Origin of the sequence: Sphingomonas jatrophae, from assembly GCF_900113315.1 — a bacterium.
Classification (GTDB): Bacteria; Pseudomonadota; Alphaproteobacteria; order Sphingomonadales; family Sphingomonadaceae; genus Sphingomonas_P; species Sphingomonas_P jatrophae.
The window spans coordinates 1909077-1922140 of sequence record NZ_FOZG01000001.1; the positions used below are offsets into that span (position 1 = coordinate 1909077).

The window sequence follows — 13064 nt, forward strand, 5'->3', positions numbered from 1 at the left end:
GCGGCTACCAATAGGCCCGGCTGGCGGCGAAGGCGCGGGCGGCAAGCTCGCGCATCGGCCGGCCGCGCCACGCGGTGCTCAGGATCTCGACGCTGACCGGGCCGGCATAGCCGAGCGCGGCGATGGTCGCGGCGAAGCGGTGGCAATCGAACACGCCCTCGCCCGGCAGCAGGCGCGCATTGACCGTGTCGGCGGGCGCATCGCCGGTGGATGGCGCGGCATCGTCGAACTCGACATAGGCGATCGCCTCCAGCGGCACCGTGGCAAGATCGTCCCAGTCGTCGGGCCCGCGCTCGTGATGCCACAGGTCGATCATCGCGCCTGCCCGGTCGAAGCCGACGGTGCGGGCGAGCGCGACCGTATCGGTGACACGGTCGAGCGGCGTGAACGGCAGATATTCGATGGCGAGGCGCACGCCGTCGCCCACCGCCGCGCACGCCTGCGCCAGCACGTCGCGCCCGTCCGCCACCGCGACGTTGACCTGCACGAACGGCGCGCCCAGCGCCCGGGCACGCTCACCCGCCTGCGCAAGTGCCGCGGCGAGGTCCGGCTCCGCACCCAGCATGCCGGCCGCAGTGATCGCACCGCAGCGCAGGTCCGCCGCCGCCAGCCACCGCGCCGCAGTGTCGAGCCGTCCGCCGCCCGCCTCGAACGCGTCCAGCGTGAAGCGATCGAGCCCGATCAGGTCGAACCCCGCATCCGCCGCCGCTGCGATCTGCGCCTCCAGCGGCACGGGCGCGCCGAGATAGGGCGAGCCGTTGAACGCGTTGAAGCTGAGCGGCCGCATCGCCTCCGCTCAGCCCGCGGCCACCGCCTCCGCCGCGCCGCGGATCGCGCCCTCGATATAGGTGACGCCGGTCGCATCGCCGTAGGCGCGCACCGCAAGGCCCTGCGCCGCCAGCGCATCGGCCAGCGTCGTGTCGCCATGCGCGCCCATCGCGACGATGACATGGTCCGCCGCCACGCGCTGCGCTTGGCCCGCATTGTCGGTGAAGCTGACTGCGGACGCATCGATGGCGATGCCCGACGAGCCCGGGAACATCGCGACGCCATGCTCCTTCAGCTCGGCCAGCAGCCGCATGCGGCGCACCAGCAGCAAGCCGCCACCGAAGCGCGGCGCCTCGCCGACGACGGTGACGGTGCGGCCGCGCTCCATCAGGAACTCGGCGAGCTCCACGCCGACAAGCTCGCCGCCGATGATGACGATGTTCTGGCCGAGCGGCATCCAGGTGTGCGTGGCCTTGCGCACCAGATCGAGGTTCGCCGTCGCACCCGTCATCGCGCCGACCTTGGTCGCCAGACGCGTCGTCCAGCTCGTCTTGCGCTTCAGGTCGCTGCTCGTCTCGCCCAGCATCATCGCGCGCATGTCGTCGCCGCTATAGACGTGGGGCAGGTCGTTGCCTGGGATCGGTGGCATGTCGCGCACCGCGCCCGTCGCCACCATCACCAGATCGGGCTTGAGCGCGGCGATGGAGGCGGGCGTCGCCTCCGTGCCCAGCCGCACGTCGACGCGCGACGCCTCCACCTGCCGCCGCAGCCAATCGAGCAGCCGCTCATTCGGTTCGTAGGCGAGGCCGGCGAAGCGCAGCGTGCCGCCGAGGCGATCCGATTTCTCCAGCAGGATCACCTCGTCGCCGCTGGCATCCAGCCGCCGCGCCGCCTCCATGCCGCCGGGACCGCCGCCGACCACGACGACGCGGCGGCGCGGGTGCTTGGGCAGCCAGTCCTGCCCCTCAAAAGCGGTCTCCGGCCGCACCGCGCAGCGCACGGATTCGCGGAGGTAAGCGGTGCTGACGCAGGTGTAGCAATAGATGCACGGCCGCACGTCGGCGATGCGGCCCTCGGCCAGCTTGTTGGGCAGCTCCGGGTCCGCCAGGATCTTGCGGCCCATGGCGAGGAAATCGAACCCGCCGGACTCGAGCGCCGCTTCCGCCGCATCCATCTCCAGACGGCCCGAGGCGATCACCGGGATGGAGAGGGCGCGCTTGATCGCGCGCGCCGCCTCCAGGTGGACGCCCGGCTCATGCGGGATGTTGGAGGCGGAGTGGAGCTTGCCATTGCCGGTATCGTGATAGGCGGTGACGGTGATCGCGTCGGCGCCCGCGGCGGCGACCAGCGGCGCCACGGTGCGCGCATCGTCGAGCGTGATGCCGACGTCCTTGCCCATCTCGCGCGAATCGAGCTTCACCCACATCGCGAAATCGGGGCCGACCGCCGCCCGCACGGCGCGCACCACATCGAGCAGCAGCTTGGCGCGCTTCTCCAGCGAGCCGCCATAATCGTCGTCGCGCGTGTTGGTGGATGGCGACATGAAGGAGGACAGCAGATAGCCGTGGCCGCCGTGGATCTCGACGCCGTCGAAGCCGGCCCGCTGCGCGCGCACGGCCGCATCGGCGAACTGCTGCACGACATGGGCAATGTCCGCCGGCTCCAGCACCTTCACGGTCGGCATCACGCCGCCGGCGAACGCCGCCATCTCCTCGGGCAGGAAATAATCGGGGAAGTCGCCGGTAAAGGCGGGCGGGATGGCGGGTCCCCACAAGGGATGGCCGTCCTGCGCCGAATAGCCGGCGACGAGGCCGCCATGATGCAGCTGCGCCGCGATCTTGCCGCCCTCGGCATGCACCGCCGCGACCAGCCGGGTGAGGCCGGGGAGGTAGCGATCGTCCGAAATGCCCGTCTGGTTGGGCGAAACCTGCCCGACCGGCAGCGCGACGCCCGTCACGCCCATCACGATCAGCCCCGCGCCGCCCTTCGCCTGCGCGACATGATAGTCGATCAGCCGCTGGCTGACCTGCCCGTCAGGCTCGGACAGGCTGACGCCCATTGCGGTGACGATCATGCGGTTCTTGATCGTCAGCGCGCCGATCCGCCCTTCGGACAGGAGGTTCGGGTGGCTGTTCGCGCGGGGGCGGGGGGCGGTGCGGGCTTGCGCCATCTTGGTCATCCTCTCGGTCGCGCGCTCAGGCGAGCTTGCGATATTCATACTGGCTGGTGGGGAGCACGTGGATGCCGCCCGGCATCTCGATGAAGCGTCCGCAGCTTTCCATCATCAGCGCGCTGTTGGCGGCGAACTTCTCAGGGTCGTCCACCGCATCGTAGAAGACGCGCGCATCCTGCATGGCGGCGGCCGGGAAACATTCCTCGACGATGCCGCCATAGGGATAGGCGCCCTCCGTCAGTGGGCGGGCGACGACGTGCTGGACATATTCGAAATTGGCCTGCGTCTCGATGCCGACGGCGGTGTGCAGCACCTGCCAGTTATGCAGCCATTCGTCCGGCGTGTAGCAATCGGGCCGGCGGATGAAGCAGAATTGCGACCAGCCTTCCGTCCGCTCGCCTTCGCGTGAGGGGTGCTGGGTGTTGGGGATGATGGTCGATTCAGTCACCAGCCACGCGTCGATCCGGGCCGCCGCGGCGGACAGGGCATCGTCCACCGGCTGGCGGAAGGCGGTATGCGCCACGTCGACCCAGACCTGCGCGACGGCGTCCATCTGCTCGCCGGGGCCGGGCTGGCGCAGCGCCTCGGCGGCGGCGACGTCCGCATCCTGGAGGTTGAGGCGGAGCGCGCGGACGTTCGGCAGCGCGAGCAAAGCGGGTGCCGCCTCGTCCTTCAGGCGCGCGTTCAGCGCTTCGCGATCCTCGCCCGGCCGGCGCCACAGCGCATAAACGATCTTTTCCATCTCTCGCCTCAATCGCCAGAAGTAACGGGATCCTCGGAGACGTCCTCCGGACCCCAGAAGCCGCGCAGGCTGGTGATCAGCCCGTCCTCGTCGAAGGTGCACACGTCCAGCGATCGGATCAGCAGCCGCGGGCTGCCGGGCGGCGTGAAGCGCACGTCAAACGCGATTGCCGCCTCCGCCCCGTGCGATCCGCGCGGCGGCCCGATCAGGTCGATCCGCGCGCCGTAGGCCGCGCCGTCGCGGAACAGCTGCGCCATCTCCGCGCGCTGCTTGATCGGCGTGCCGACCGGATCCTCCATGACGGCATCGGGCGCGAACAAGGCGAGCAGGCCATCCGCGTCGCCCGCATTGGTGCGATCGACATAGGCCTGCAACGCAGCCTTCATCACCTGCTGGTCCGGCATGCCCTCTCCCCGCCGCGGCGCGCTTTGCGCACCTGCCCGGCACCGCTTTCGTGGCAATTTCGGACCTCCGGAGCAAGCGGAAAGCGGATTGCGTAGCGGGCGCGGGGCTTCTAGCGACAGGCCCGGGGAGGAGCCGGGATGCAGGAACTGCTCGACAGGATCGCGCTTGCTGATCTGGTGGCGCTTTATTGCCGCGGCTGCGACCGGCGCGATTTCGCGCTGGTCCGCTCGCTTTACCATGACGATGCGATCGACGATCACGGTGCGATGTTCCGCGGCGGCCCGGACGAGTTCGTCGCCTGGCTGCCGACCGCAATGGCGCCGTGGGAGCTGACGGTGCACAGCATCACCAACAGCCTGTTCGCGATCCAGGGCGACAAGGCGGAGGGCGAGCATCACGTCCGCGCCTATCACCGCACGCACGGCGAGCGGCGGCGCGAATATGTCGTCCATGGCCGCTATCTCGACCGCTATGAGCGGCGGGACGGCAAATGGAAGTTCATCCACCGCTCGCTGGTGTTCGATTCGGGCGACATCGTCGACATCGACGAGGATCGCTACGCCCAGATCAGCAAGGACGCCGCGCCCGGCACCGCGGACGAGCGCGACCCCTCCTGGGGCCTGAAGATGCTTGCGGCGAGGAGAGGGTGATGCGCGGGATCGTATTCGATGGCGGCCGCCTGCAATTGACCGACGCCCTGACGGTGCGCGATCCGGGGCCGGGCGAGGTGAAGGTGCGCGTGCTGCGCTCCGGCATCTGCCACAGCGACCTCAACATGGTGGACAGTGGCATGATCCGCACGCCCATCGTGCTCGGCCACGAGGCGGCGGGCGAGGTGATGGCGCTCGGCCCCGGCGTCACCGACTTCGCGGTGGGCGACCGCGTGATGGTCGGCACGCAGACGCCGTGCGGGGAATGCCGCGAATGTGCGCGCGGCGCGCCGGCCAATTGCGACGTGACATGGGGCATGGTCGCGCCGCAGCCGTTCGAGTGGGACGGGCGGCCGACCTACAGCTTCTCCAACGTCTCCTCCTTCGCCGGCGAGATCGTCGCCAAGACGGGGCAGCTGTTCCGCACCGGCGATCTGCCGCCCGAACAGGCGGCGCTGATCGGCTGCGCGGTCTCGACCGGCTATGCCGCGGCGCGCACGCTCGGCCAGGTCGGCGCGGGGGACCGGGTGGTGGTGATCGGCGTCGGCGGCATCGGCGTGAATGCGATTGCGGGCGCCGCACTGGCGGGGGCCGAGGTGCTCGCGGTCGATCTCAACCTGGCCAAGGAGCAGGCGGCGCGCGATGCGGGCGCCACCGACTTCCTGCTGGCGACGCGGGCGATGGATGCGGAGGGGCTCGCCACGGCGCTGCGCGATGCGTTCGATCCGATCGACGTGGCGATCGAGTGCAGCGGTGCCGGCGTCGCCGCGGAAGCGTCGATCCTCGCCACCAAGCGCGGCGGTCGCGTCGTCCTGATCGGGCAGAGCGGGGCGGGCGCACGGGCGAGCTTCGATCTCAACGGTCTGACGATGGGCAAGGAAATCGTCGCCCGCCTGAACGGCGGCGCGCGGCCGGCGGAGGATTATCCGACGCTGATCGCGCTGGCGCAGGACCGCCGCATCGATCTTGGCCGCCAGGTCACGCAGGTGTGGCCGCTGGCCGAATTCGAGGCGGCGATCGCGGCGCTCCATTCGGGGGCCGTGACGCGCGCGGTGCTCGATCATACCGCCTGAGCGCCGAGCCGGACGGCGATCCGCTCCGCCAGCCTTTGGGTGAGCGCGGCGGCGGCGGCGCTCTGCGGCGTGTCCGCGCGGTGGAGCAGCCAGAGGCCCGTGTCGAAGCGCGGATCGGGCGGGGCGATCCGCTCCAGCACAGGATCGTCGTCGGCGGCGAAGCAGCACAGCCATGCTTTCCCGACGCCGCTCCGCACCGCCTGCGCCAGCGCGCCCCAGCTGCTGAAGCGGATCGCACCGGGCGCATCGTCGCCGCTATTGGCGGCGGTCCAGTGGCGGGGCAGTGCCAGCTCCACCTCCTCGCCCCAGCAGAGCGGCGGACCCTCGGGCGTGCCGCGGCGGGCGTAACGCGCCTGCGTGACGATGCCCGCCTGCCGTCCCGCCAGCCGCCGCGGCACCGCACGGATCAGCGCGAGGGCGAGGTCCGCGCGCCGGAGCGTCACCGCTTCCACCGGGTCGATCGCGTGGACCAGCTCGATCGCCGGGCCGCCGGACGGCGCAGCGGCGCCCAGCTCGGCCATCAGCTCCACCACCAGCCCGGCGCTGCTGGCGATGCGCAACGGCGCAGGGTCGGGCGGGGCGAGTGCGATGCGCCGCAGCACCTCGGCAATCTCCGTCTCTACGCGCGCGCCCGCCTCCAGCAGCAGCCGGCCCGCCTCGGTCGGCTCGGGCCCGGTCGGCGTCTCGCGAAACAAAGCGGTCTGGAGCGAGGCTTCCAGCGCAGCGACACGCCGGCCGATCGTCGTGCGGTTCAGCCCGAGCTGCGGCCCGGCCGCGCTGTAGGAGCCCGCGCGCACCGCGGTGAGGAAGACGCGAAGATCGTTCCAGTCCATCCCCGTGCAATGATGCACACCCGGTGTGCAGATCAAGTGCGTCGCCCGTCCCCCTCGCGAACTACGCCAATCGATGCTATGTCGGATGCAAAGGCGTGTCCGGCGTGGCCGACGCGCGCTGGGATGAGGATCGGGTAATGGCGACCAGTAAGGATTATGGCCTGGGCGAGCATCGCTTCCCCCGCGGCTGGTTCATGATCGCAGGCGCGGACGAGGCGACGACCAAGCCGCAGGCGGTGCGCTTCTTCGGGCAGGACATGGTGCTCTATCGCGGCGAGACGGGCACGCCCCACCTGGTCGAGGCCTATTGCCCGCACATGGGCGCGCACCTCGCCAAGAACTCGACCTCCTACATCGTGCTCGACGGCGAGCAGGTGCAGGGCGATTCGATCCGCTGCCCGTTCCACGGCTGGCGCTTCGACGGCAAGGGCCAGTGCGATCACGTGCCCTATTCCAAGTTCGTGCCCAAGGCGGCGCAGCTGAAGACCTTCCACGTCGTCGAGCGCGCCGGCATCATCTGGATGTGGCATGACGAGGAAGGGCTGGAGCCGGAGTGGGAGCTGCCGAGCTTCGGCAACCATTATGATGCGCCCGGCTGGGTCAACTGGAAGATCGACTTCATGGGCGACCTGCCCGTGCACGGCATCGAGATCGTCGACAACATGGCCGATTTCGGCCACTTCGTGCCGATCCACGGGGCGATGGACTTCACCTACTTCGCCAACGAGTTCAAGGACCACATCGTCCACCAATATTACAGCGCCGGCCACCGCACGCTGACCGCGGCGGAGGGCGACCAGCTGGTGCTCGACACGTGGTATGAAGGGCCGGGCTTCCTCCAGTCGGAGATGGCGGGCGAGTATGACTCGTTCATCATGATCGCCAACACGCCGATCGACGACGGCCTCAGCCGCACGTGGCACGCGCTGATGGTGCAGGTGCATGACGGTTCGCGCGAGACCAACGATGCCGATCGCGCCGCCGCGCTCGCCTATCAGGAGGGCAGCCGCCTCGCCTTCGCGCAGGATGTCGAGATCTGGCAGAACAAGCGCGCCTGCCTCGCCCCGCTCGCGCTGCCGAACGACGGGCCCTATGGCAAGGTGCGGATCTGGTACAAGCAGTTCTACAATCCGCGCGCGCAGGCGGAAACCTTCCAGAAGCGCGTGAACGGCCTCGTCGTCACGCACGATACCCGTCCCGACAGCAAGGCCGCCTGATCGCGGCCTTGCCCCGGCCGCTTGAGGCCGGGTGATCTGGGGGGACGGCTTGGCTACATTTCCTGACGGCTGCACGCTGCTGTTCGGCGGCAGCGGCGGCATTGGCAGCGGCATCTCGCGCGTGTTCGCGGCGGGCGGCAGCGACATCGCCATCGTCTATCGCAGCAATGCGGATCGCGCCGCCGCCGTCGCGGGGGAAGCGGAGGCGGCGGGCCGCCGCGCGACGATCCATGCCGCCGACGTGACCGACGAGGCATCGGTGCGCGCGGTGGTGGCGGCGGCGATCGCCACGCATGGCCGCGTGCACAGCGTCGTCTGGGCGGCGGGGCCGCTCGTCAACCAGCGCTATCTGGCCGAGACGCCGATGGACGAATGGCGCCACGCCTTCGAGGTGGAGGTGCACGGCTTCTTCCGCGTGGCGCAGGCGCTGATCCCGCACATGCGCGAGAGCGGCGGCGGCAGCTTCGTGACGCTCGGCTCTGCGGGGCATGACTGGTGGCCCGCGCGCGACGGCATGTCCGTCGCGGTCAAGGCATCGAACGAGCAACTGGTGCAGGGCATCGCCAAGGAAGAGGGGCGCTACCGCATCCGCGCCAATTCGGTGCTGGTCGGCGTGATCGAGGCGGGGCAGCTGCACGAGCTTCAGCGCCTGGGCCAGATCGACCAGCGCTGGATCGACAACACGCACCGCCTGCTGTGCCTTAAGCGCTTCGGCACGGCGGAGGAGATCGGCCACGCCTGCCTGTTCTTTGCATCGAACGAGGCGGCCTACGTGACCGGCCAGCGCATCTCGGTTTCAGGGGGATTTGGGGTATGAGCAGCAGCAACGAGACCGGGCGCAAGGTCGCGATCGTCACCGGCGCCAGCCGCGGCGCGGGCAAGGGCATTGCGGCGGCGCTGGGCGCGGCGGGATGGCGCGTCTACGTCACTGGCCGCACGCTGCGCGAGGGCGATGCCGCGCTGCCCGGCACGATCGGCGCGGCGGCGCAGGCTGTCACCGATGCGGGCGGCGAGGGGATCGCCGTGCAGGTCGACCATGCCGATGCCGGCGCCATCGCCCGCCTGTTCGAGCAGGTGCAGCGCGAGAGCGGACGGCTGGACATCCTCGTCAACAATGTCGCCGCCATCCATGACGATCTTGTCGCGCCGGGACCGTTCTGGGCGAAATCGCCCGATCTGGTGGACATCCTCGATGTGGGCCTGCGCTCGCACTATCTCGCCTCCTATCACGCCGCGCCGATCATGGTGGCGCAGGGGCGAGGGCTGATCGCCTTCACCTCCTCCTTCGGCTCGGTCTGCTACATGCACGGCCCGGCTTATGGCGCGCAGAAGGCGGGCGTGGACAAGTTCGCCGCCGACATGGGCGTCGACTTTCGCGACGAGAAGACGGGCGTCGCCGCGGTTTCGCTGTGGATGGGGCCGCTGCGCACCGAGCGGAGCGAGCGGACTCTGGCGGGGCATCCGGATCAATATGAAGGCTTCATGGCGCAGGCGGAGACGCCCGAATTCAATGGCCGCCTGATCCTTGCCATGTATGACGATCCCAAGCTCGCCGAGCTGAACGGCCAGACGGTGATCGGCGCCGAGATTGCCGAGCGCTACGGCGTGACGGAAGAGGGCGGTCGCAAGCCGCCATCCTATCGCGACATGCTGGGCGAACCGCGCGTGCCGCACCCTGCCATCGTGCGCTGACGCCCTTGCTGCGCGCGCCGGCGGCTGTTGCGCCGTCGCATCGCTGTCCGCGTAAACATACGTGCATTTCGCAACGCATGATCGATTGCTTGCACGCCTAGCATCACGACGCTAACGGGCTGCGCAATCGCGTTAAGGCGAATGATAATCGCACAGAAACGCGCAATTAAGCGGGGAGTCCAACATGCGCCATCACCAGATCAGCCTCACTGCATTGGCCGTGTGCCTGCTCGCTCCCACACCTGTGTTTGCGCAGACCGATCCTGTGCCTGCCAATGTTGCGCAGGACGCGGCCGTGCCGCCGCCGCCCACCACCACCGCGGCGACCACGCCCGAGACGGCGGCAGCCAATGGCGGTCTGCAGGACATCGTCGTCACCGCGCGCCGCACGTCGGAATCGCTGCAGACGGTGCCCGTCGCCGTCACCGCGCTCAGCGGCGACTTCCTTGATCGGCAGAATGTGCAGGACGTGACGAGCGTGCCGCAGTTCACGCCGAACCTCAGCATCCTCCAGCAGTCGACCAGCGTCACCGCCGCGTCGGTCTATATCCGCGGCATCGGCAACCAGGAGCCGTCGTCGGCGGCGGAGCAGGGCGTCGGCGTCTATCTCGACGGCGTCTATGTCGCGCGCTCGGCGGGTGCGCTGTTCGACCTCGTCGATCTCGAGCGGATCGAGGTGCTGCGCGGGCCGCAGGGCACCCTGTTTGGCCGCAACACGGTCGGCGGCGCGATCCAGCTCGTCTCCAAGAAGCCGAGCAACGACTTCCACGTCGAGGCGAAGGCGGGCTACGGCCGCTATAATGAGTGGTTCGTCCGCGGCCGCGTCGACACCGGCTATATCGGCGGCTCGGTCATCAAGGCGTCGATCGCGGGTCTGCACAAGCAGCGCAACGGCTATGTCAACAATCTGCTGACCCCGTCGAAGCGCGATCCGGGTGCGCAGAATGGCGACGCCATCACCGCCAACGTTCAGGCCGATTTCGATGCGGTCACGGTCAACTACAATTTCGACTATAATGACCGTCGCGGCACCGCGCCCTTTTTCCAGGTGATCGTCGCCTCGCCCGATTTCGTGAATTACTACAATGCGTCGCCCGCCTTCGGCGGCGATCCGCTGCAGATCAGCCGCGACCGGCTGGATGATGTGAAGCAGGCGGGCTTCGTCGATCGCAAGGGCCGGCTGCGCTACGATGCGCGCGCCAAGATCGAGGGCCACGCGCTGACCGTCGCGCTGGAGCCGGTCGACGGGCTGACGGTGAAATCGATCACCGCCTATCGCAAGTTCTTCCAGGATACGATCCTGACGCTGGGCGGCCAGGGCAATACGCGCGGCGTGCTGCTCGATCCCGTGACGTTCGCGCCCTCGATCGGAGCGACCACGCCTTATAACGGCAACAATGCGCCGCAGAAGCAGCACCAGTTCAGCCAGGAACTGCAGGCGCTCGGCACCGTCGGGGAGATCAGCTACGTCGCCGGCCTTTATTACTTTTACGAGAATGCCAGCGAGAGCAACAACCAGCAGCTGACCTTCATCCTGCCGGGCGGGCAGGCGGGCCTCAACCTGACGCCGCTGCAGGCGTTCGGCAGCACCTCCGAGAGCGCGGCGGCCTTCGGTCAGGTCAGCTGGAAGCCGGTCGCGCTCGACGAGAAGATGGAGCTGACCGGCGGCATCCGCTACACCGCCGACCGCAAGACCATCCTGCTCGCGGGCGACGTGCAGCCGAATCTCCGCGGCGCAGTCGATTTCGACAATGTGTCGTGGCTGGCCTCGGCCAATTACCGCTTCACCCCCGCGATCATGGCTTATGCCCGCGTCTCGACCGGTTATCGCTCGGGCGGCTTCAATCCGCGCGCCTCGACGCTCAACTCGTTCGATCCGGAAAAGGCGACCGCATACGAGATCGGCCTGAAGTCCGAGCTGTTCGACCGCAAGCTGCGGCTCAACCTCGCGGCCTTCCAGACGGACTATGACGATCTCCAGATCAACCAGTTCGCGAGCGGCACCGGCGGCGCCACCTCGCTCGTCGTCAATGCCGGCAAGGTCGTGTTCCGCGGTTTCGAGGCGGAGATGACCGCGGCGCCGACGGACAATTTGACGTTCGACGGATCGGTCGGCTACACGCAGCCCAAGTTCAAGAGCTTCCTCTACCGTGATCCGGCCAACAACCAGGTGGTCGACGTTGCGGACGAGGCGCACATGAACATGGTCGCCAAGTTCCAGGCGCATGCCGGTGCGCAATATTCGGCCGATGTCGGCATGGGCAACCTGACCGGTCGGGTCGATTATGCCTATCGCAGCCAGATCATCTTCTATCCGCTGGATCGTACCAGCCCGTTCAATCACGACATCCGCTCGCGCCCCGATCACAACCTCAAGGCGCGTCTGTCGCTGTCCGACGTGAAGGTGGGCGGCAGCACGATGGAATTCGGCATCTGGGGCGATAACCTGACCAATCAGACGAACATCGATTTCGCGATCGATTTCGGCGGGCTTGGCTACGGCGCTGCCTCGTTCAAGCGGCCGCGGACCTACGGGGTGGACGCCAAGGTCAGCTTCTGATTGCTGTCCGGAAGGCACCGGGCGGGCGGCCGACGACGCGGTGGAACGCCGCGGAGAAGGCCGCCGCCGACCGGTAGCCTAGGGCATGCGCGATGTCGGCCAGCGGGCCGTCATCGCGCGCCAGCATCGCCTTCGCGCGTGCCATCCGCGCGCGCTGCACGAAGCTGCCGACGCTCTCGCCGGTGGTCGCGCGGAAGGTGCGCATGAAGTGGAAGCGGCTGAGGCCGCACAAGGCCGCCAGCTCGTCAATGGCGGGCGGCGGCCCGTCCGCATCGATCCGCGCGGCGCAGCGGCGGAGCTGGCGGGGGGTGAGGCCGCCGCTCCGCCGCGCCGCCAGCCGCCCCGCTTCCGCCAGATAGCGGGCGAGATCGAGGCGGATCGTATCGACCAGCGCCTGCGCCAGCGCAATGCTGTCCTCGCGCGGTTGCGCCACTTCCTCGGCCAGCCGCAGCATCGCATCCTCGATCGGCTGGCGGCGAATGTCGAAGCAGGCGGCCAGCTGCGCCTCGTCCAGCGCCTTGCCGTGCAGCGCGGGCGGCAGCGCTTGTCCCTCGAAGCGGCAGCGGATCGTCTCGAACGCACCGCCGGCGAAGCGCAGCTCCGACGGTACACCCGCCGGCCGGAAGCTCAAGGAGCCGAACCGGGCGAAGCGCGTCCCCGCACGGCCGAACCGCCCCTCCGATTGCGGCAGCAGCGGAGAGAGGCCGAGCGACAGCATCGCCTGTGGCTCCACCACCGTCACCGTCTGCGGCGCGACCTCCGGATAGTCGCACAGCTCCACCGCAATGCCCGGCAGCGCCAGCGCCGCGCGCACCAGCCGCGGATCGCGCCGCGCATCGGCGATGGAAACGGGATCGACCATGAGCGCGGACTTTAGCAGGAGTGCGCCCACTTGCGCCATCGTGCGCAAACCTGCGGCGGCGGCCGGCGCCTCGCTTCTGCCCGCCCGCA

The 13064-nt window shown here is 69.1% G+C and carries 12 protein-coding genes; 6 read left to right on the plus strand and 6 right to left on the minus strand.

Annotation, left to right across the window (positions count from 1 at the left end; genetic code table 11):
- Positions 1-4 precede the first annotated feature (4 nt).
- Genes BM360_RS08935 through BM360_RS08950 form a run of 4 tightly spaced genes read right to left on the minus strand, consistent with a single transcriptional unit; the run spans position 5 to position 4087 of the window.
- The gene (locus tag BM360_RS08935; protein ID WP_093313436.1) at positions 5-787 is read right to left on the minus strand and encodes a sugar phosphate isomerase/epimerase family protein; all 783 of its coding nucleotides are present in this window, start codon (positions 785-787) and stop codon (positions 5-7) included.
- A gap of 9 nt (positions 788-796) precedes the next feature.
- Complete coding sequence (locus tag BM360_RS08940; protein ID WP_093313954.1) at positions 797-2938, minus strand: oxidoreductase; 2142 nt, start codon at positions 2936-2938, stop codon at positions 797-799.
- A gap of 25 nt (positions 2939-2963) precedes the next feature.
- Entirely contained in the window at positions 2964-3683 is a 720-nt protein-coding gene (locus BM360_RS08945; protein WP_093313437.1) for an EthD domain-containing protein, read from the minus strand.
- Positions 3684-3691: 8 nt separating this feature from the next.
- Complete coding sequence (locus BM360_RS08950; protein WP_093313956.1) at positions 3692-4087, minus strand: nuclear transport factor 2 family protein; 396 nt, start codon at positions 4085-4087, stop codon at positions 3692-3694.
- Positions 4088-4225: 138 nt separating this feature from the next.
- Between BM360_RS08950 and BM360_RS08955 the strand changes: the two genes are divergently transcribed.
- Together BM360_RS08955 and BM360_RS08960 are read left to right on the plus strand one after the other, a co-directional pair.
- Positions 4226-4738 carry a nuclear transport factor 2 family protein gene (locus tag BM360_RS08955; protein ID WP_093313958.1) on the plus strand — a complete coding sequence of 171 codons (513 nt, stop codon included), beginning with the start codon at positions 4226-4228 and terminating at the stop codon, positions 4736-4738.
- The gene (locus BM360_RS08960) at positions 4738-5811 is read left to right on the plus strand and encodes an alcohol dehydrogenase catalytic domain-containing protein (protein WP_165611256.1); all 1074 of its coding nucleotides are present in this window, start codon (positions 4738-4740) and stop codon (positions 5809-5811) included. The genes BM360_RS08955 and BM360_RS08960 overlap by 1 nt, the downstream gene beginning before the upstream one ends.
- On the opposite strand, the gene BM360_RS08965 is transcribed toward BM360_RS08960, so the two are convergent.
- Positions 5799-6680, minus strand: coding sequence for a LysR family transcriptional regulator (locus tag BM360_RS08965; RefSeq protein WP_165611257.1), 882 nt, complete (start codon positions 6678-6680; stop codon positions 5799-5801). The genes BM360_RS08960 and BM360_RS08965 overlap by 13 nt on opposite strands.
- Positions 6681-6781: 101 nt before the next feature.
- Here BM360_RS08965 and BM360_RS08970 point away from each other — a divergent pair, with 101 nt between their 5' ends.
- The 4 genes from BM360_RS08970 to BM360_RS08985 all read left to right on the plus strand — a co-directional run bounded on the left by BM360_RS08970 (position 6782) and on the right by BM360_RS08985 (position 12113).
- A complete protein-coding gene (locus BM360_RS08970; RefSeq protein ID WP_093313960.1) occupies positions 6782-7861 on the plus strand; it encodes a 3-ketosteroid-9-alpha-monooxygenase, oxygenase component in 1080 nt (359 codons plus the stop codon).
- Between the two features lie 49 nt (positions 7862-7910).
- Complete coding sequence (locus BM360_RS08975) at positions 7911-8678, plus strand: SDR family NAD(P)-dependent oxidoreductase (protein ID WP_093313440.1); 768 nt, start codon at positions 7911-7913, stop codon at positions 8676-8678.
- The gene (locus tag BM360_RS08980; protein WP_093313441.1) at positions 8675-9553 is read left to right on the plus strand and encodes an SDR family NAD(P)-dependent oxidoreductase; all 879 of its coding nucleotides are present in this window, start codon (positions 8675-8677) and stop codon (positions 9551-9553) included. Before BM360_RS08975 ends, BM360_RS08980 begins: the two co-directional genes overlap by 4 nt.
- A gap of 184 nt (positions 9554-9737) precedes the next feature.
- A complete protein-coding gene (locus BM360_RS08985; RefSeq protein WP_093313442.1) occupies positions 9738-12113 on the plus strand; it encodes a TonB-dependent receptor in 2376 nt (791 codons plus the stop codon).
- On the opposite strand, the gene BM360_RS08990 is transcribed toward BM360_RS08985, so the two are convergent.
- Positions 12103-13005 (minus strand): helix-turn-helix transcriptional regulator, encoded by a 903-nt coding sequence (locus tag BM360_RS08990; protein ID WP_165611258.1) that lies wholly within the window; start codon positions 13003-13005, stop codon positions 12103-12105. The genes BM360_RS08985 and BM360_RS08990 overlap by 11 nt on opposite strands.
- Between the last annotated feature and the right edge of the window lie 59 nt (positions 13006-13064).

Excerpts from the sequence above, each read along its gene's own strand:
- BM360_RS08960 (WP_165611256.1), top strand. The coding sequence starts at position 4,738 with ATGCGCGGGATCGTATTCGATGGCGGCCGCCTGCAATTGACCGACGCC.
- BM360_RS08950 (WP_093313956.1), bottom strand. The coding sequence starts at position 4,087 with ATGCCGGACCAGCAGGTGATGAAGGCTGCGTTGCAGGCCTATGTCGAT.
- BM360_RS08935 (WP_093313436.1), bottom strand. The coding sequence starts at position 787 with ATGCGGCCGCTCAGCTTCAACGCGTTCAACGGCTCGCCCTATCTCGGC.
- BM360_RS08980 (WP_093313441.1), top strand. The coding sequence starts at position 8,675 with ATGAGCAGCAGCAACGAGACCGGGCGCAAGGTCGCGATCGTCACCGGC.
- BM360_RS08970 (WP_093313960.1), top strand. The coding sequence starts at position 6,782 with ATGGCGACCAGTAAGGATTATGGCCTGGGCGAGCATCGCTTCCCCCGC.
- BM360_RS08940 (WP_093313954.1), bottom strand. The coding sequence starts at position 2,938 with ATGGCGCAAGCCCGCACCGCCCCCCGCCCCCGCGCGAACAGCCACCCG.
- BM360_RS08955 (WP_093313958.1), top strand. The coding sequence starts at position 4,226 with ATGCAGGAACTGCTCGACAGGATCGCGCTTGCTGATCTGGTGGCGCTT.
- BM360_RS08945 (WP_093313437.1), bottom strand. The coding sequence starts at position 3,683 with ATGGAAAAGATCGTTTATGCGCTGTGGCGCCGGCCGGGCGAGGATCGC.
- BM360_RS08985 (WP_093313442.1), top strand. The coding sequence starts at position 9,738 with ATGCGCCATCACCAGATCAGCCTCACTGCATTGGCCGTGTGCCTGCTC.